The 18,789-nt window shown below is 66.2% G+C and carries 15 protein-coding genes and 1 pseudogene; 8 read left to right on the top strand and 8 right to left on the bottom strand.

From position 1 onward, the window contains the following. Positions 1 to 73: 73 nt before the first annotated feature. Positions 74 to 1,678, bottom strand: coding sequence for an arylsulfatase (locus tag ACQY78_RS01365; RefSeq protein ID WP_428682031.1), 1,605 nt, complete (start codon positions 1,676 to 1,678; stop codon positions 74 to 76). Between the two features lie 80 nt (positions 1,679 to 1,758). Between ACQY78_RS01365 and ACQY78_RS01360 the strand changes: the two genes are divergently transcribed. Further along, the gene (locus ACQY78_RS01360; protein WP_428682029.1) at positions 1,759 to 2,739 is read left to right on the top strand and encodes a LysR family transcriptional regulator; all 981 of its coding nucleotides are present in this window, start codon (positions 1,759 to 1,761) and stop codon (positions 2,737 to 2,739) included. 12 nt (positions 2,740 to 2,751) lie between these two features. Here the strand turns inward: ACQY78_RS01360 and ACQY78_RS01355 are convergent, their stop codons facing one another. Beyond that, positions 2,752 to 3,825 (bottom strand): NAD(P)H-dependent flavin oxidoreductase, encoded by a 1,074-nt coding sequence (locus ACQY78_RS01355; protein WP_428682027.1) that lies wholly within the window; start codon positions 3,823 to 3,825, stop codon positions 2,752 to 2,754. A 94-nt stretch (positions 3,826 to 3,919) separates the two neighbouring features. Between ACQY78_RS01355 and ACQY78_RS01350 the strand changes: the two genes are divergently transcribed. From ACQY78_RS01350 to ACQY78_RS01340, 3 genes are read left to right on the top strand one after another with little or no spacing between them, the layout of a single operon-like run. Beyond that, the gene (locus ACQY78_RS01350; protein ID WP_428682025.1) at positions 3,920 to 4,792 is read left to right on the top strand and encodes a LysR substrate-binding domain-containing protein; all 873 of its coding nucleotides are present in this window, start codon (positions 3,920 to 3,922) and stop codon (positions 4,790 to 4,792) included. Next, complete coding sequence (locus ACQY78_RS01345) at positions 4,789 to 5,151, top strand: VOC family protein (protein ID WP_428682023.1); 363 nt, start codon at positions 4,789 to 4,791, stop codon at positions 5,149 to 5,151. The genes ACQY78_RS01350 and ACQY78_RS01345 overlap by 4 nt, the downstream gene beginning before the upstream one ends. An 11-nt stretch (positions 5,152 to 5,162) precedes the next feature. Further along, positions 5,163 to 6,569, top strand: a complete 1,407-nt coding sequence (locus ACQY78_RS01340) for an amidase (protein ID WP_428682021.1) — start codon at positions 5,163 to 5,165, stop codon at positions 6,567 to 6,569. 8 nt (positions 6,570 to 6,577) lie between these two features. Here ACQY78_RS01340 and ACQY78_RS01335 read toward each other — a convergent pair whose 3' ends face one another. After that, complete coding sequence (locus tag ACQY78_RS01335) at positions 6,578 to 6,838, bottom strand: hypothetical protein (RefSeq protein WP_428682019.1); 261 nt, start codon at positions 6,836 to 6,838, stop codon at positions 6,578 to 6,580. Positions 6,839 to 6,893: 55 nt separating this feature from the next. Next, on the bottom strand, positions 6,894 to 8,684 hold the full coding sequence (locus ACQY78_RS01330; protein WP_428682017.1) for a hypothetical protein: 1,791 nt from the start codon (positions 8,682 to 8,684) through the stop codon (positions 6,894 to 6,896). A 67-nt stretch (positions 8,685 to 8,751) separates the two neighbouring features. Here ACQY78_RS01330 and ACQY78_RS01325 point away from each other — a divergent pair, with 67 nt between their 5' ends. Further along, positions 8,752 to 9,783, top strand: coding sequence for a 5-methyltetrahydropteroyltriglutamate--homocysteine methyltransferase (locus ACQY78_RS01325; protein WP_428686308.1), 1,032 nt, complete (start codon positions 8,752 to 8,754; stop codon positions 9,781 to 9,783). A gap of 177 nt (positions 9,784 to 9,960) precedes the next feature. Here the strand turns inward: ACQY78_RS01325 and pobA are convergent, their stop codons facing one another. The 4 genes and pseudogenes from pobA to ACQY78_RS01305 form a co-directional block, all read right to left on the bottom strand. Next, positions 9,961 to 11,142, bottom strand: a complete 1,182-nt coding sequence (gene pobA, locus ACQY78_RS01320) for a 4-hydroxybenzoate 3-monooxygenase (RefSeq protein ID WP_428682015.1) — start codon at positions 11,140 to 11,142, stop codon at positions 9,961 to 9,963. Positions 11,143 to 11,216: 74 nt separating this feature from the next. Next, positions 11,217 to 13,382: a hypothetical protein gene (locus ACQY78_RS01315; protein ID WP_428682013.1), complete on the bottom strand. Its 2,166-nt coding sequence runs from the start codon at positions 13,380 to 13,382 to the stop codon at positions 11,217 to 11,219. After that, entirely contained in the window at positions 13,379 to 14,095 is a 717-nt protein-coding gene (locus tag ACQY78_RS01310) for a class I SAM-dependent methyltransferase (protein WP_428682011.1), read from the bottom strand. Before ACQY78_RS01310 ends, ACQY78_RS01315 begins: the two co-directional genes overlap by 4 nt. Before the next feature lie 110 nt (positions 14,096 to 14,205). After that, a pseudogene (locus ACQY78_RS01305) lies at positions 14,206 to 15,736 on the bottom strand (N-acyl-D-amino-acid deacylase family protein). Here ACQY78_RS01305 and ACQY78_RS01300 point away from each other — a divergent pair. From ACQY78_RS01300 to ACQY78_RS01290, 3 genes are all read left to right on the top strand, one after another. Then, complete coding sequence (locus tag ACQY78_RS01300) at positions 15,660 to 15,920, top strand: hypothetical protein (RefSeq protein ID WP_428686553.1); 261 nt, start codon at positions 15,660 to 15,662, stop codon at positions 15,918 to 15,920. The pseudogene ACQY78_RS01305 and the gene ACQY78_RS01300 overlap by 77 nt on opposite strands. 187 nt (positions 15,921 to 16,107) lie before the next feature. Then, the gene (locus tag ACQY78_RS01295) at positions 16,108 to 17,811 is read left to right on the top strand and encodes a GMC family oxidoreductase (RefSeq protein WP_428682009.1); all 1,704 of its coding nucleotides are present in this window, start codon (positions 16,108 to 16,110) and stop codon (positions 17,809 to 17,811) included. A gap of 11 nt (positions 17,812 to 17,822) precedes the next feature. Further along, entirely contained in the window at positions 17,823 to 18,788 is a 966-nt protein-coding gene (locus ACQY78_RS01290) for a peptidyl-alpha-hydroxyglycine alpha-amidating lyase family protein (RefSeq protein WP_428682007.1), read from the top strand. Position 18,789: the final 1 nt, after the last annotated feature.

Below are 18,789 nucleotides of genomic sequence, written 5' to 3'. Positions count from 1 at the left end.
TCCTACACGCCTCGCCGGCCGTCCGCTATGCGACGCGGACGGCCGGGCGCCCTCTCCCCGGGATTGACCCTCTCTAGTTCGCGCCCTGCGGCGGAGACGTGAGCTTGTTCAGAACACCTTCGAGGTTGAACGAACCCGGCTTCTGGCGCGGCGGGAACTCGACCAGCGTCTTGATGAAGTTGGTGACGTAGGCCTGCGCCGGCACCAGCAGGTAGATGCGATCGATGCGCCAGCGCCCGTAGCCCATGCCATCATGGTCGGCGCGCTCGAACGGATCCGCCTTGAGGTCGAACAGCTTGGGCACGCGCAAGGTCACCATCGGGTCCTGCCATACGTCGAAGCCGTGCTTGCGCTGTTCCATGAAAGCCAGCTTCCACTTGTCGTAGCGCAGCCCGGCCAGGCCGCCATCGTCCGTCCAGTAGAAGAACTCCTTGCGGGCGCTGCCCGTGCCGTTCTTCAGCAGCTCGCGCTGGTCGTAGCCGTCGAGATGGACCTTGAAGTTCTTGGGCCCGAAGCTCGCGCCCTGCTTCAGCTTGGCCGCGAGATCGGTCTCGCCGACCGAGGCCAGCAGGGTCTGCAGCCAGTCCTCGGCCGAGAACACCTCGTTGATCTCGGTGCCGGGTTTCACGAGGCCGGGCCAGCGCACCATGGCGGGCACGCGATAGCCGCCCTCCCAGTTGGTGTTCTTCTCGCCGCGGAATGGCGTGGTGCCGCCGTCGGGCCAGCTCATGACCTCGGCGCCATTGTCCGTCGTGTAGATCACGATGGTGTTGTCGGCGATCTTGAGATCGTCGAGCTTCTTCAGGAGCTGACCGACCTGGCCGTCATGCTCGACCATGCCGTCGGCGACGATGCCGAGTCCGGTCTTGCCCTCGGACGACGGCTTGAGATGCGTCCAGATGTGCATGCGGCTGGAATTGACCCAGGCGAAGAACGGCTTCTTGTCGCGATTGGCGCGGTCGATGAAGTCGAGGGACGCCGCGACGAATTCCTCGTCCACCGTCTCCATGCGCTTCTTCGTCAGCGGACCGGTATCCTCGCACTTCTGCTTGCCCCACTTGCCGAAGCGCGGATCCTCGCCCGGCGTTTCGGTGGCGGTGGCGACGCATTTCAACACGCCGCGCGGGCCGTACTTGGCCTTGAAGGTCGGATCCTTGGGATAGTCGATGTTCTCGGGCTCCTCCTCGGCGTTGAGGTGGTAGAGGTTGCCGAAGAACTCGTCGAACCCGTGCACGGTGGGCAGGAAGTCGTTGCGGTCGCCCAGATGGTTCTTGCCGAACTGCCCGGTCATGTAGCCCTGCGGCTTCAGCAGGTCGGCGATGGTCGGATCCTTCTCGGACAGCCCCTCGGGCGCGCCGGGCAGGCCGACCTTCAGCAGCCCGGTGCGGATCGGCGACTGGCCGGTGATGAAGGCGGCGCGGCCGGCGGTGCAGGATTGCTGGCCGTAATAGTCGGTGAAGATCGCGCCTTCGCGGGCGATGCGGTCGATGCTGGGCGTGCGGTAGCCCATCATGCCGCGATTGTAGGCGCTGATGTTCCAGTAGCCGATGTCGTCGCCCATGATGACGAGGATGTTGGGCTTCGCTTGCGTCTGGGCTCGTGCCGGGACAGCCCCGCCCGCCAGTCCGACGAGGAGCGCAGCCGCCGACAACAGACGCCCGATCTTGTTTCCGGCCATAGCTTCCCCCTTTTGGTGATCAGCGGAAAACTGTTCTCATTGACGATGCAAAACAATATCCGGAACGATACAGTTCTTGAATGAACATAGATCTGAAGTTGCTGCATCACGCGGTCGTGCTTGCGAGGCACCGCCACTTCGGACAGGCCGCCGCAGCCATGAACATCAGCCAGCCGACGCTCAGTCGGAACATCGCCGCCCTCGAAAAGCAGCTCGGCATGAAGGTGTTCGAGCGTTCGCATCGCGACGTGTTGCCGACACCGGCGGGAGAAGACGTGCTCAGGATGGCCGAGGAACTGGTCGGTCGCGCCGAGTCGCTGTCCAATCGCCTCGAGCTCCTGCGCGACGGTCGCGGCGGTCGGCTGCGCGTCGTCGCCGGCGCCTATATGGATGACATCGCGGTACAGCCCGCGGCGATCGAACTCATCAGGGCCAATCCCTCGATCCGTCTCGAGATCCTGGAACGCGAGTGGACGGCGGCGCTGTCGTCCCTGATGTCGGACCAGGCGGACTTCGCCGTGGTCGATGTGCTTGCCCTGCGGGAAATGCCGTCGCTCCGTGTCGATAGCCTGGGCCTACTCCAGGGCGTTTACTTCTGCCGCGCCGGCCATCCGCTGCTCGCGAAGCCCGATCCGCAGCCCGCCGACCTGCGCACCTACCCCCTCGTGATGCCGGGCATGTCGTTGTCCCGCATGTCCTTCATCGCCGACATCGACAGCGGCATGAGGATCGACGAGCGCGGCGGCGGCGTTCTGCCGTCGATCGCCGTGTCGTCGTTCCGCAGCGCCAGTGACATCGTGGCCGAAACCGACGCGATCAGCCTCGGCCATGCGACGCAGATTGCTGCCGGCATCGCCGCCGGGCGCTTCGCGCTCCTGCGTCTGCCGTGGATCAGGAAGCTGCCCTCGGTCGAAATGGGCGTAGCCTGGAAGAGAGAGCGCACGCTGCCGCCGGCCGCGCGCACCTTCATCGATCTGATTCGCAAACACGTCCGCAATGCGCAGGCCGCAGAATCGTCCGTGGCACCCAAAACCGGCAGACGACCCTCCAGACGCCCCTGACTGCGACGACGGTCAGCCGCCCAAGCGGCCGAGAGAGGACGCGGTCTCACGCACCATCGTCTTCACCAGCTCGCCGGCCGGCATCTCGCGCGCCAGGGTCGGGGCCTGCCCGCTCCACAGCGGCGTGAAGTCGGTCGAGCCCCTGGCCTCTGCCGGCCCGCGCAGCGGCTGGGTCGCCTCCGCGGTCAACGGGAAAGCCGGCGCCTCCGCGCTCATCGGTCCCACCTCGCTCACGATCCGGTTCACGATGCCGCGCGCAGGGCGGCCGGTGAACACGTTGGTGAGCGTCGTGCTGTTGTCGTTGGCCATCTTCAGCGCCGCACGATGCAAAGCCCCCGTCTTCGCCTCGGGCGTCAACATGAAGGCCGTGCCGATCTGGGCTCCCGCCGCACCCAGCGCCAGCGCTGCCGCGATGCCCCGACCGTCGCCGATGCCGCCCGCGGCGATCACCGGCACTTTCACCGCGTCCACGACCTGCGGCACCAGCGCCATCGTCCCGGCCTGACGTGAAACATCGTCCACGAGGAACATGCCGCGATGGCCGCCGGCCTCCGCGCCCTGGGCGATGACGGCATCGACGCCCTCGGCCTCCAGCCAGCGTGCCTCCTGGACCGTCGTGGCCGAGGCGATGACCAGGATGCCGGCCCCCTTCAACCGCTGCATCAGGGACTTGTCGGGCAGGCCGAAATGAAAGCTGGCGACCCTGGGCTTGAACTCCAGCACCAGGTCGCAGGCCGCCGCGTCGAAGGCGGCGCGCGACGGACCCTTGGTCCCGGCCGCCACGCCCAGCTCGTCGTAGTAGCCCGCGAGCTTATTGCGCCAGGCCGCGTCACGCGCCTCGTCGACCGTCGGCGGCTTGTGCACGAAGAAGTTCACGTTGAGGGGTCGAGAGGTTCCCTGCTTCACCATCTGGAATTCCTGACGCAGGCCTTCCAGGGTCAGCATCGCGCCGGCAATGGACCCCAGCGCACCAGCCTCCGATGTCGCGATCGCCATTTGCGGCGACGTCACGCCCGCCATCGGCGCCTGGAGGATGGGATGATCGATCCCGAAGAGGTCGAGAAGGCGGCGGTCCTGCCATTTCATGGCTGTTCTCCTTGCTATGCCTGCAGTCTAGGCCATCCTCCACCATTCCAATCAGCGATTTATCCTAATCGACGTCATCTGATATTCTGATGATATGGATGCCAAGGACCTCGCCACGTTCGAAGCCGTCGCGCGCCTGGGCGGCATGGGTCGTGCCGCGCGCGAACTCAACACCGTTCAATCCAACGTCACGCAACGCGTGCGACGCCTCGAAGAGGCGCTGGGCGTTTCCCTGTTCGAGCGCAGCCGCGCCGGGGCCCGCCTGACTCCGGCCGGTGAACGGCTGATGCCCTATGCCACGCGGGTCGATGCGCTGCTCGACGAAGCCGGTCGCGCCGCCCGCGACGATGGCGCGCCCCGCGGCACGCTCACCGTCGGGTCGCTGGAAACGACGGCGGCGCTGCGGCTCTCGCCCCTGCTCGCCTCCTATGTCCAGGCCCATCCCGGTGTCGACCTCGTGTTGCGAACCGGCACGACGGCCGAAATGGTCGAGCGCGTGCTGGGACGCGAGTTGGAAGGTGCCTTTGTCTGCGGCCCGGTCGTGCATCCGCAGCTGGTCTCGACTTCGGCCTTTACCGAGCAGCTTGCCCTGCTCAGCGCGCCGACGGAAACGACGCTGGCGGCGGCGCTGCGGCGGCCCGACCTGCGCCTCGTCATCCTGCGGGCCGGCTGCTCCTATCGCCAGCGGCTGGAGGAGCTGTTGGCAAGGCGCGGCGTGGTCGGACTGCGGCGGCTGGAGTTCGGCACGCTCGAGGCGATCCTGGGCGCCGTCGCCGCCGGCCTTGGCATCACGCTGATGCCCGGCGCCCTGATCGGGCCGGCCTGGCGGGGCGGGCAGATCCGCGCGCACCGGCTTCCCGCGGCCGAAGCGCAAGTGCAGACCGTCTTCGTGCGCCGGCGCGACATCCTCCCCTCCAGCGCCCTCCTCGCCTTCCAGAAACACGTGACAAAGGGGCAAACGAAATGATGCGTGGCAGCACCACGATCTTCACCGTCAAGGACGTGGCCACGAGCCTCGCCTACTACCGCGACTGTGTCGGCTTCGATGTCGCCTTCGAGTACGGCACGCCGACCTCCTATGTCGGCCTGTGCTCGGGCGAGGTGTCGCTGCACCTGATCGCGGCGGCGCAGGCCCCGCGCCCGCCCGGTCAGGGCGCGGTCAGCATCCATGTCGATGATGTCGATGCACTGCACGCCGATCTCGTGACACGCGGCGCGAAGATTTTAAATGCGCCGAAGGACCAGGATTACGGACTGCGCGACTTCGGCATTGCGGATATCGACGGCAACATGATCTTCTTCGCCATGGAACTGGGTAAGAGTTGAGCGAGGGTATCATGGAGCTTTGGCAGTACGACGCGACCGACCTGGCGCGTTTGATCCGCACCGGACAGGCCTCGGCACGGGAGGCGGTCGATTCCGTCCTCGGCCGCCTGCACAAGGTGAATCCCGCCATCAACGCCGTGGTTCGCGTGCTGGAGAGCGAAGCCCGCGCCGAGGCCGAGACAGCCGACGCCGCCCGCGCGCGCGGCCATGCCCTGCCGCCGCTGCACGGCGTTCCGGTCACCACCAAGATCAACGTCGACCAGGCGGGCCTTCCCACCGACAACGGCGTCATCCCGCTGAAGGACCTGATCGCGCAGGAAGACAGCCCGGTCGTGGCCAACCTGAAGCATGCCGGAGCGATCATCGTGGGCCGCACCAATGCGCCGGCCTTTTCGATGCGCATCTTCTCGGACAACGCCCTGCATGGCCGCACACTCAATCCGCGCGATCCCAGCGTGACGCCGGGCGGTTCGAGCGGCGGTGCCGGCGCGGCGACGGCGACCGGCATCGGCGCCATCGCCCACGGCAACGATATCGGCGGTTCGGTCCGTATCCCGGCCTATTGCAATGGCGTGGTCGGCCTCCGCACGGGCTTCGCCCGCATCCCCGCCTTCAATCAGACGGGCGTCGCCTCAGGCCGTCCCATCGGAGCCATCCTGATGGCGACGCAGGGTCCCCATACCCGCACGGTGCGCGATGCCCGGCTTGCCCTCGAAGCGATGGCGCGGGGCGACCGGCGCGACTGGCGCTGGAACGACGTGCCGATGCGCGGCCCGGCGCCCGCGCGCCCCATCAGGGTCGCGATCGTGCCGGAGGTGCCGGGCGGCAAGAGCCATCCCGCCCAGGTCGAGGCGGTGCGGCTGGCGGGCAAGCATCTCCGCGGCGCGGGCTACGTCGTCGAGGAAGTGCTGCCGCCGGACATCGAGCGTGGCGTCGAGCTGTGGCACCAGATCTGCGTCACCGACGTGTTCGGCGGGCTGTGGCCCGCCATGCAGAAGATGGGCGATCCCGACGGCATTGCCGCGATGCAGGCCTGGCTCGCGATCCACAAGCCGGTCGATCTCGCGACCTATGTTGCGGCGCTGACGGAGCGCGAGGCGCTCGCCTTCCGCTGGATGACCTTCTTCCAGCAATGGCCGCTGGTCATCTTCCCGACCCTGTGCGATCTGCCGCCCAAGCAGGTGGCCGACATCACGCCCGACGGGCAGCGCGAGGTGCTGGACTCGATGCGCTCGGCGCTGATCGCCCCGCTGCTCGGCCTGCCCGGTCTCGCGGTGCCGGTCGGGAGCCACGGCAAGCTGCGCACCGGCGTTCAGATCATGTCGATGCGCAACCGCGAGGATCTCTGCCTCGATGCCGGCGAGGTGATAGAGGCCTGCGAGGGTATCGTGACGCCGATCGATCCGGTCGGCGCCTAGTCTCGAACTCAGCTGCGCGGCGGCAGGTCGATCTTCAGGTCGCGCAGCTTCTGCTCGAGGACGGGAATGCCCGCGGGGTTGCCGTTCTTGCACTGGTCGAGTGCAACGCTGGTTTCGAGCCCGTTTTGGATCCCGCCGCGACCGGCGCCTCTCTTCATGAGGAGGGTTTCGTATGTCGAGGCCAACGACTTGCAGTAAGCCACGTCGTCCGGGGCAGCCGACGCGGCGAGCGGCAGGATCAGGAGCAGGCTGGAGATCAGAATCTTCATGTGATTTTTCATCCCGCAAGAATGCGCGCTTTGCCTGACGAACGCCTGACTTCGCTCACTTGATTATGTCGCGGAAGATGCACTTCTCGACCCCCTCGCCCGAGACTGCGGCGCGGCTGGACCATTGCCAAAGCGGGTTCCAGTAGGACTCGATCAGAGTGTCGGCGGCCTTGCGGTCGTCGACGATGTAGCCGAACTCCTGCAGGTTCACCGGGTACATGTTGTCGGAGCCAATGTAGAAAATCCGGTCGTCGACCATCCACAGCTTGGCATGGTTGGAGATGGTCTTGCCACCGGGCCAGGAATCGTCCGGGCCGAAGCGAAACGGCGCCAGGTGGAAGCGGCGGCACAGCAGCGCATTCACCGGATCGGGGCCCGTGCGGATGGCATAGCGCGACCGGGGGTCGGACATGTCGATGCGCTTCTGCACATTGTCCTTGAGGCGCTTCGACAGCACCCGCAGGGGCACATCGTTGTGATAGGGGCTCCCGCCATTGCCGATCGAACCCGGGTTGGACAACACGACATAGACGTCCCCGCCCCGCTCCATCAGGTCGATCATTTCGTCGAGCGCGTTCTCCGGAAACAAGGTGTCGGAGCGACCGAGCCGAAACCCAAGATCCTGCTGCGAAACACGAATGGTCTTGCGTGCGGCACCGAACATCAGATCACGCGCCAGCTCGCTCTGGTTGGCGAAGTCTTCGGTGATTCCGGCGCCGAGCCGGCCGATGCCCATGATCTCGACGCCTCCCGAGCCGCCCGCGGCGCGGCGGGTCGCCAGTGCCGCCGGGCAGCGCTGGCCGAGCGCGGGCTGGCCCGCCGAGTAACTCACCAGCGAGATCGAGTCCTTGTAGCTCAGATTGCTGCAGACGTAGCTCCAGAGCCGGTTGGCAAAGCGCGAGGCGCTGGCGGCCGCCGGCCCCCGCACCTGCATGGAGAGGTCGTGAACAGGATTGTCGGTGAGATAATCCTCCGTCCACAGATTGTGGCCGCCGACGATTGCTTCGCGGCCGTCCACCACGATGAACTTGCCGTGGTTCCAGGAGAAGCTGTTGCACGATTCCATGACCGTGCAGGTCCTCATGGCCGAGACGCTGACGGTGATGCGCGATCCTGAGATAGTGCGAGCAGGTTCGACGAGTTCGTCGAGGAACGCCGCCGCGTCGACGCCCTTGGGCGGAAAATGTCCGATCAGGACCCTCACCTCGATCGGGCGTCGGCTGAGCGCCAGCTCGGCGATGGCGGCCCGAAGCGCGGCGGTAAACCTTCCGTTCGGCGCGGGTTGCAGTTCGACGATGTCGACGCTCCGGCGGGCGCTGGCCACCAGGTCGTGGATCCGCAGCGGCAGCGCATCCGAATGACCAAGGCACACTTTCCGCGCGACCTTCCGCAGCCCGGGCGTGCGCGGCCAGATCGCTGTGCAGGTGCCGCCCTTACAGTCGGCATTCGTACTGCAGGCCGGCAGCGAGATGTCGGCCTCGCAATCCTTGCAGCCCATCTCGAACCAGGTGAGATCGTCGGCCCGGCGCCCCCAACGGTTCGGCGTCTGGACCAGCCAGTCCACCGCCAGGCTGTTGCCGCGTGTCAGGTCGTAGGTGATCCCGGCGAAAGCGCCGGCCGGGTCGCTCTTGGCGAGCTCGCGCTCGAGCTGCTGCAGCGGGTCGGGCGCCGAGAGATCGGGCGGCCGGAGATCGCGGTCCTTCATGAGGCCGACGATGGAGGTGGAGGATCGCAGGACGCCGAAATCGCGCTCGGCCTGGCTGTCAGTCAGCGCACTGCTGGGCAGGTCTCCGCTGCAGGAACCGACGATGGCCAGGACCAGCAGCAACACGAAGCGTCTGAACATGGACAGGGACTTAATCGGGTCCCAGACTGACGCGCAATCACAGCTTCGCGAGAAACAGGATCCCATGATGATTGAAACGCTGCTCCAGACGACCGTCGTCGGCTCCTACCCCCAGCCGGACTGGCTGGTGGACCGCCAGCTGTTGAGCAAGGGCGTGCCGCGCACCCGCGTGAAGGACATGTGGCGCGTCTCCGAACCGTGGCTTGAGCAGGCCCAGGACGACGCCACCCTGCTCGCCATCCGCGACATGGAGCGCGCCGGGATCGACGTCATCACCGATGGCGAGATGCGCCGCGAGAGCTACTCCAACCGATTCGCGACGGCGCTGGAAGGCATCGACGACGAAAACCCGGCGGAGATCGTGAACCGCAGCGGCAGCCGGACCCCGGTGCCGCGCGTCGTCGGCAAGATCAGGAGAACCGGGCCGGTCGAGCTGCGCGACATGCAGTTCCTGCGCGCCAACACCGATCGGCTGGCCAAGATCACCTTGCCCGGCCCTTTCACCATGGGCCAGCAGGTCCAGGACGAGTACTACAAGGACGCCGAGGCGATGTGCATGGACTACGCCGCCGCGGTGAACGAGGAGGCGCACGCGCTCGTCAAGGCCGGCGCCGATGTGATCCAGCTCGACGAGCCCTGGCTGCGCAACAATCCCGAGGAAGCCAAGCGCTACGCGGTGAAGGCGATCAACCGGGCGCTGGAGGGCATCACCGTGCCGACCGTCATCCACCTCTGCTTCGGTTATGCCGCCGTGGTAACCGGCCTGAAGCCCACCGGTTATTCCTTCCTGCCCCAGCTCTCCGACACGATCGCGCAGCAGATCTCGATCGAATCCGCCCAGCCCAAGCTCGACCTCGGCGTGCTGAAGGACCTGGCGCCCAAGAAGGTGATGCTGGGCGTGATCGACCTCAGCGATCCCGCCGTCGAGACGCCGGAAACGGTCGCCGGACGCATCCGTGCCGGCCTGAAGCATGTCGGCCCGGACAAGCTCCTGCCGGCGCCTGATTGCGGCATGAAGTACCTGCCGCGCGCCACCGCCTTCGGAAAGCTCAAGGCTTTGAGCGAAGGCGCCGCGATCGTGCGCCGCGAACTCGGTTAGCAGGCTGTTGAAACAGACCTCCAGAAGCACCAACGAGCAATATTATTGCGCGAACGCTCACCACGGCACGGGATTCAGGGGCTGCGACATTCGCTTCGTTTGTTTCGTTTATTTCGTTTGTTTCGTTTATTCGCCCAGGCTCCGACTTTTCAACGGCCTGTTGGACCATCCGGCCTCTCAGAACGGCAGGCCGACGTAGTTCTCGGCGAACACCGTCTGGCCGGCCGGCGAGGACAGGAGGTAGTCGATCTCGGCCCGCTGCATCTGCTCGGCAAAGCTGCCCTCCGGATGCACCTTGTGCATCAACAAGGTGAGCCACCACGAGAACCGCTCGGCCTTCCACACGCGGGCCGAGGCCTGGTCGCTGTAGGCGCCGAGCAGCGTGCTGTCGTTGCGGGCATAGTGTGAGACCAGCGCACGCGACAGATAGTAGATGTCGGAGGCCGCCAGGTTGAGGCCCTTCGCACCGGTCGGCGGCACGATGTGGGCGGCGTCGCCGGCGAGGAAGAGCCTGCCGTGTCGCATCGGCAGACAGACGAAGCTGTGTAGACCCGTAACACTCTTCTCGAGCGCGGGCCCCGTCGTGATGTGCGGCGCGACATCCGGGCCGAGTCGCTGCTTCAGCTCATCCCACAGCCTGTCGTCGGGCCAGTCCTCCAGCTTCTCGTGCCGGCCGCATTGGATGTAGTAACGGCTTCTCGTAGGCGAACGCATCGAGGCCAGCGCGAAGCCGCGCGGATGGCTGGCGTAGATAAGCTCCTCACTGCAGGGCGGCACGTCGGCCAGGATACCGAGCCAGCCGAACGGGTACTCCTGCTCGTAGGTGCGGAGGCTCGATGCAGGCAGGGAGGGACGGCTCGCGCCGCGAAAGCCGTCACAGCCCGCAATGAAATCGCAGGCGAGTTCGTGCTCGACGCCGTCGGCCCGGTAGGTCAGCCGCGGCAGGTCCGTCTCGATGTCATGCAAGGCGACGTCCGACGCCTCCCAGACGATCGGTCCATCGCCCGCCAGGCGCGCCGCGATCAGGTCCTGGACGACCTCGCTCTGGCCGTAGACCGTAATGGTCTTGCCCGCCAGCCCGGCCAGGTCGATGCGGAAGCGCCCGCCGTCGAGCCCGAGCTCGACCCCCTCGTGGACCAGCCCCTCGCGGTGCAGGCGCTCCGCGACGCCTGCTTCCTCCAGAAGCTTCACAGTGCCATGTTCGAGAACGCCGGCACGAATGCGGGCCTCGACATAGGTACGCGACCTGGCCTCGAGGATGACACTCTCGATCCCGTTCAATTTCAGCAGGCGCGCCAGCAGCAGTCCTGCCGGTCCCGCGCCGATGATCCCTACTTGCGTGCGCTGCTGACGTGCCATTCGCGTCCTCTTTTCCCCGGGATCAGAATGGGGCATCCGGTCTGCCAAGAGAAGCCGCGCCTGTCCTGCACGGCCTACGACCGGGCACCCGACTTGCAGGCAAGGATGCCGTACTCGCGCCGGCCTGTGATCGGCTCCGTCACCATGGTCTGGGGCGGCTTGACCGACCGCATCCAGGCCTCGACCAGCTCCCGGTTCGAATTGGCGTTGAAGAAGAGGCAGCCGCTGCGCACCCCGGCGACCATGGCGATCCAGGCATGCTGCTCCGAACGCAGCCAGAGGCTGTTCTTCGGCGAGGTGATGCCCGAGAGCGACCGAAGTCCGCCCAGGAAGTACGCCGTGTCGGGATGAGCCACGAGGTCGTCGAACTTGTACGAACCCAGCTCGACACGCCGCCCCTCGAGGCGCTTGCGCAGCAGGTCGAAAAACTCTTCCGCCTCGGCAAAATCCCGGTGATCGCGAAAGGCCGCCTGGAACCGGGGAAGCGGTGAATAGAGCGCCGCCAGATCGGAAACCTCGCCCCGATGGCTGCGCAGTTCCCGATAGAGATCGAGCACCGCCACAGTATCCGGCCGGATGCTGCCGAGACCGGCCACACCCCGCTCGACCCCGACCCGACCGGAAACGACGGCCTCGGCGATGATGGCGACCGACACGACCATCAGCGCGGTCCGTGCCCTGCCGGACGCGAGGCCGCGCCAGAGGAAGACTGGGAGCATCAGCAGGAACAGCGCCAGCAGGAACGACGGTCCCGCCAGATGCGAGGTGTCTGAGCGCAGCAGCGAAAAGAGATGCAGCACGAAGGCACCGACCGCCACGCCCGCGAATTTCGTACAGAACACCCGTGTCGGCTCGTCGGCGGTTCTCCACCGCCGACCGAGGAAGGCCGCCAGCAGACCAATCGCCAGTAGGAGCGGCAAAACCAGAGCGTAGGTGAGAATGAGGTCCCTGAATTCGCCGGATGCCAGCAGTTGCGTTTCCAGCCGGCCGTCCACGATGTTCCCGGTGAACTGCAGGCCAAGATTGTCCGACCATATCGAGTTGGAGACGCCGGCCATCACAAGGCTCGACTTTGCATTGGCGAGCGCTACGACCTCAAAGAGGTGCGACGGTCCCACGAAGGCCGAGACCAGCGCCACGAAGGTCACGCCGCCCGCGAGGACGAACAGGCCCGCGAAGCTCGCGAGCCGTCGGAGCGACAACCCTGACGCGGGGCCGAACAGGGCGAGCGAAAAGCCGAAGACGAGAAGGCCGCCGCTCAGATTCTCCTGACTGAGGAAGCCACCCGTTCCCCAGAACATTCCTGCCAGCACAACTGCCAGCCAGCCGCGTCGCGCGGCCCCCGCCCCCAGCAGCAGCCAGGCCACCCACAGCGACAGAATGGGAATCGCCATCCATCGCGTGAGCACGGCCCATCCCGCCAGATCGATCCTCTCGGCGGGGCTGGGCCACAGCGTCCAGCCGACGAGCCCGGCGACGGCCCAGCCGAAGCCCAGGAACTGCTGCACCACGACGAAGAAGACGATGACGCAGACGACGTTGAGCAGAAGGTTGGCGGCGAAGAAGCCGTGATTGCTGAAGTGGACGAAGTCCGTGAGGGCGCCCATCAGGAGTTGGTTGCCCGGTCCGTACTGTGTCTGCGCTTCCAGATAGGGTATCGCGCCGAGCCTGATCTGCTGCAGCGCGCTCAGGTGGACGTGCGAGTGCAGGTCGTAGAACGTCGCCAGCCCGTCTTCCCCGACGATGCCGGCGCTCCGCAGCGCCGGCAGGCCGAGCCAGCAATAAGCCAGCACCGCGATGCCGAGAGCGCCCAGAAGCCGGACCGGCCATTTGCGCAGGGCACCCGCGCTCGCCGGCCGAGCAGGCGGCGGTGCGCCCCGCAGGAAAGCGACCCAGAGCCAGTGGAAGGCGATGAAGGCCGCGATGCCGAGATAGCCGAAAATCAGCGGCCGCTTGTCCATCCGGCCCCAGTCGATGACTTCGTCCTGTGGTGCGATCGCGCCCGAGGGCGCCAGCGCCAGGAAGCAGTAGCCCCCGATGGCACCGAGGAGTCCCACAGCATAGAGCAGCGGACCGCTGCCCTCGCCGCGCCGCCTCGCCACCCAGTGGACGAGTGCGAGCGCCGCCGCCGCCGTCAAAAGGCCGGCGATCAGAAAGCCCCCTCTAGAATCTAGTACGGCGACCTCGACGACCATCAGCACCGCCGCGGCGAGGCAGATCAGACCGTACAGCACCGTCACGGCCGGGCCGTGGCCAGAAGCAGATTGCCGGCGCCGAAGTGATACATGTTTGTCTCAACGGCGTGCAGCGCATTGGCCGTCCCGAGGCCGAACACGGCCGCGAACGGCGCGAGGCCCAGCGCCGTCCTGATCGAGACGTCGCGATAACCGGCTGCCGAGAGATGGTCGGCGAGCAGGCCCCGCCGGTACTTGTTGATGTGCTGCTCGACATAGCTCACCGGCGAGAGGGCGTTGACGCCCAGCTCGATGAGCGGCCACAGGGACCTATAGTTGGGCGTGGTCACGACGAGGAGGCCGCCGGGTGCCAGCAGGGCGCGCGCCTCGGACAGGAGACGGATCGCCGCCGCCGGCGCCAGATGCTCGATCAGTTCGATCACCGTCACCGCGTCGAAACGCTCACCGCTCTCCGACAGGCTGGCCGGCGATCGGATGGAAAAGCGATGCGTCGCACTTCCGTAGGTGCGGGTTGCGTAGTCAACCTGGGCGGCGCTGATGTCGAGGCCGAGCGCCTCGACGCCCGGCAGATAATTGCCGATGAAGGTGCCGGGGCCACAACCGATGTCCAGAACGCGCCGGGGACGCCCCAGGAGAGCCGCCACCGTCCGGAACTTGAAGTCGTGCCAGCAATAGCGGACGCCGATTTTCTGCCGGTAGACCTTGTCGTAGAATCCCGCCGGGATTCCCTTCTCATAGTCGTAGACGGCGTCTTCCATTGCTGCTTGTCAGGGTCTCGCGGCCTCGCACAAAGACGGGCTGCAGGACATTCGCCTGCAAGACCATCGCGAACGTCTTGGACCTCGGCAGGCGAAGTGGCAAGAGCCTGTCAGCGGGCAAGCGGTCCTTTGAGGACCGTGCCGGCATAAGCGCCGGTCGCCTCCCCGTTCTCGAACGCCACGGCGCCGTTCACCAGGGTTGCCCTGATCCCTTCCGCCTTCTGGACGAGGCGCCGTGCGCCCCCCGGCAGGTCGCGCTCGACCGTGGGCAATGCCGGCCGGATACGAGCCTCTTCGAACAGCACGAGATCGGCCCGGTAGCCCTCGCGGACGAGGCCCCGGTCAGTCAGCTCCCAGGCGAGGGCGTTGTCGCGGGTGATCTTCTTCACCCCCTCTTCGAGCGTGAAGGCGCCGCGCTTGCGGACCCAGTAGCTGAGCAGATGCGTCTGCAGCGACGAGCCCATCTCCTGCGCGACATGGGCGCCGGAATCGGAGAAAGTCGCCAGCGTGCGGTCGTGTTTCAGGATCCCGAGCACGTCGTCCGGCGATTCGTTGACGAGGGGCTGGACGTAGACTTGGTTCTCGTTGGCCAGCGACAGGTCGATCATGACCTCGACCGGATGCTGGCCGCGCGCCCTGGCGAGTTGCTCGACGGTCGGGTCGTCCCAGTCGACACCGTTCAATGCGTACAGATTGGAATAGTCCGGCTTGCGGGGATCAGTCGTCGCCGCCCCTCCACCCTGGAAGACGTTGTCGCGCGGCTTCATCCGCTCTTCGGCCGCCACCAGGTCTCGCCGCACCTCGGGATCGGCAAGCCGCCGCTTCTGCTCCTGCATCGGTAGCTCGCGGACCTTGCGCCACGCCGGCAGCACGTCGAACGGCAGGTAGGATTTCAGCGAGAAGATCGCGTTGATCGAACGCGTCGTGCCCTGGCCGAACATGCGTCCCCCGGCCGCGACGGTCTCGTCGATGTAGCGCGTCTGATAGGCCCATCCCGTCGGGTCGTCGCCCTGCTTGGTCGCCAGTACGCCGAACATGACCGGCCGCTTGTAGGCCAGCGCCACCTCCCGCAGCCGCGCGAGGAAGGCGCGGTGCGCCGCGCCGCTCGCAATGTCGGGGCCGACCTGGAAGATGCCGGCATCGAGTTCGGCCATCGCCGCCACGATACGGTCGATCTCCTCCCATTCGGCGATACGGCTGGCGACCGGCGTGTTGTCGGGCGTCACGTGCGTCGACGCCCGCGAGCTGGAGAACCCCATGGCCCCTGCCCGCAGTGCCTCCTTCACGAGGTCGGCCATGCGGACCATCTCGTCCCTCGGTCGCCTTCTCCGTGAAGGCCCGCTTACCCATGGCGTACATCCGCAGCGCCGAGTGGCCGATATACATGCCGTAGTTGATCGCCTTGGGCAGGCGCTCCACGGTCGCGAGATATTCCGGGAAAGTCTCCCAGGTCCAGTCGATGCCGGCGGCCATCGCCTCGGTCGGAATATCCTCGACCGCCGAGAGGCAGCGCGCATAGAGGTCGCGATCCTCCGGCTTGCAGGGAGCCAGGGCGAACCCGCAATTGCTCATCACCACCGACGTGACGCCGTGCCAGCAGGAACAGCTGCCCAGCGGATCCCACGCGACCTGCGCATCCATGTGCGTGTGGCCGTCGATGAAGCCGGGCGAAATGATCAACCCGTCGGCGTCGATCGTCGGCGACGCGGTGGAGGTGATGCGACCGATCTCGGCGATCATTCCGTCCTTGATGCCGACATCGGCCGTGAAACGCCGGGCGCCGGAACCGTCGACGACCGTGCCGCCGCGAATGACGAGATCGTAGGCCATCACGAGCCTCCCCAGATCGATTGATTCCGGCGAAGGCGTAATTCGCGGACGCAACGTCCGGCATACGAAACCGCCCTCGACGCTTTTGCCGACGATTGCAGGCTTGTTCGTGTCACGCAAGCGGACGGACACAACCGCCCGTAACCGTGCTAGCGTGGCCGCAATAAACGGGGAAACGCCAAGTGTACGACTACATCATCGTCGGCGGCGGGTCGGCCGGCTCGGTCATGGCCCATCGCTTGTCCGCCCGCAGCGCCAACAGGGTGCTGCTGTGCGAGGCAGGTCCGGATACGCCGCCCGGGCAGGAACCGAAGGAAATCGCCGACAGCTATTCCGGCACGGCTTACTTCGATCCGCGTTTCCACTGGACCGACCTCAAGGTCCACACCCAGGTCGTCAGCCACAACAATCCGCAGGAGAATCGTCCGCCTCTGCGCAAGTACGAACAGGCGCGCGTCCTGGGCGGCGGCTCCTCGATCAATGGCCAGATGGCCAACCGTGGCGCGCCGACCGACTACGCCGAATGGGAAAGTCGCGGCGCCGCTGGCTGGGGCTGGAACGACGTGCTGCCTTATTTCAAGAAGGTCGAGCGCGACCTCGATTTCGACGGGCCGCTGCACGGCAAGGACGGCCGCATCCCCGTCCGGCGCATCCCGCGCGAGCATTGGGCAGGCCACGCTCAGGCGGTCGGCCGCGCCTTCGAGGAAAAGGGCTTCAAATACCTGCCCGACCAGAATGGCGAATTCGTCGATGGTTATTTTCCCGTCACCCATTCCAATGCCGATGAACGACGTGTCTCTGCTGCGATGGGCTATCTCGATGCCGAGACCCGCAAGCGACCCAACCTGACGATTTCGACAGAAACGCAGGTCATTTCTTTGCTGTTCGAGGGCACGCGCTGCGTCGGCGTCACGGCTCGGGTCGGCGGCAAGGAGCAGGAATTCCGCGCCCGCGAGGTGATCCTGTCGAGCGGCGCCATCCATTCACCCGCGCACCTGATGCGCGCCGGCATCGGTCCCGTCGGGCAACTCGCCGAGCTCGGCATTCCCGTCGTGTCCGCCCTGCCGGGCGTCGGCCAGCGGCTGATGGACCATCCCTCGATCGCGCTGTCGTCGTTCATCAAGCGCGGCGCGCGCCTGCGCGAGCATACGCGGCGGCACATCCATGTCGGCCTGCGCTATTCGTCGAACCTGCCCGGTATTCCCAAGGGCGACATGTTCGTAGCCGTGGTCAGCAAGTCGGCCTGGCATGCCGTGGGCGAACAGATCGCCTCGCTGCTCACCTTCATCAACAAGACCTATTCCGAGACCGGGCAGGTCAAGCTCACGTCGCGCGACTGGCGCAGCGAGCCCCTCGTCGAGTTCAACCTCCTGTCCGACAAGCGCGATCTCGATCGGCTGATGAGCGGCTTCAAGATGATGGCCGCGGTGCAGATGACCGATGCGCTGCGCAAGGTGACCGATGTCCCCTTCCCAGCCTCTTACAGCGACCGCGTGCGCCAGATCGGCGTGGTCAACAACAAGAACAAGTGGCTGACCCGGCTGGTCGCGACGATGCTCGACGGACCGGCGGCCCTGCGCCGCTACATGATCGACAATTATGTGGTCGAGGGCTTCACCTTCGACCAGGTGCTGAACGACGACGACGCGCTCGAGGCCTTCGTGCGCAAAGCCGCGATCGGCGTGTGGCATGCGTCCTGTACCTGCCGCATGGGCCGCGACGACGATCCGATGGCCGTCGTCGACACCCAGGGGCGGGTGCGCGGGGTGCAGGGGCTGCGCGTGGTCGACGCCTCGATCTTCCCGGTGGTGCCCTGCGCGAACACCAATTTCCCAACCTTGATGACGGCCGAGAAGATCTCGGAAGCCGTCCTCTCCGGACACTGAGGAGCAGTTCCATGTCGGTCGTGCTGGGCAGCGGCGAGCACCGCTATCGTGTGGTCGAGAACTGGGCGAAACTGCCCGACGGCTGGGAGTTCCGCGATGTCGCCGCCGTCGCCTGTGACAGCAAGGACCGCGTCTACGTCTTCAACCGCGGCGAACATCCGATGATGGTGTTCGACAGGGACGGCAACTTCCTGCGTTCCTGGGGCGAAGGCCTGTTCAGCCGCGCCCACGGCCTCCACATCGACAGCGACGACAATCTCTATTGCACCGACGACGGGGACCATACGGTCCGCAAGGTTTCGGCCGACGGCAAGGTGCTGATGACGATCGGTGTACCCAACCAGCCCGCCCCCTTCCTGAGCGGCAAGCCGTTCAACCGCTGCACCCATACCGCCCTCTCGCCCAAGGGCGAGATCTACGTCTCCGACGGCTACGGCAACAGCCGCGTTCACAAGTATTCGCCCGACGGCAGGCACCTGATGTGCTGGGGCACGACCGGCACCGATCCCGGCGAATTCAACATCGCGCACAACATAGCCACCGACGAAGACGGCTGGGTCTATGTCGCCGACCGCGAGAATCATCGCGTGCAGGTGTTCGACGGCAACGGCAAGTACGAGGCGCAATGGAACAACATGCACCGGCCTTGCGCGCTCTATTGCTGCGGCGGCGCAAGGAACCCGACCTTCATCATCGGCGAGCTTGGCCCGGGCATGCCTGTGAACACCAAGCACACCAATCTCGGCCCGCGCCTGTCGATCGTCGACGGCAAAGGCAAGACCCTGGCCCGGCTCGGCGGCCAGGATGGACCCGGCCATGAGACCGGTCGGTTCCTGTCGCCGCACGGCCTGGCGGTCGACTCGCGCGGCGACATCTATGTCGGCGAGGTGAGCTACACCAACTGGCCGAGCACCTTCCCCGGCACTCCGGTGCCGAAATACCTGCGCACGTTGCAGAAACTCGAGAAAGTCGTCTGAG

The organism is Reyranella sp., from assembly GCF_965279625.1.
Lineage (GTDB): Bacteria > Pseudomonadota > Alphaproteobacteria > Reyranellales > Reyranellaceae > Reyranella.
Note: the sequence above shows the minus strand (reverse complement) of the source record. Positions and strands in the feature narration are given on the sequence as shown.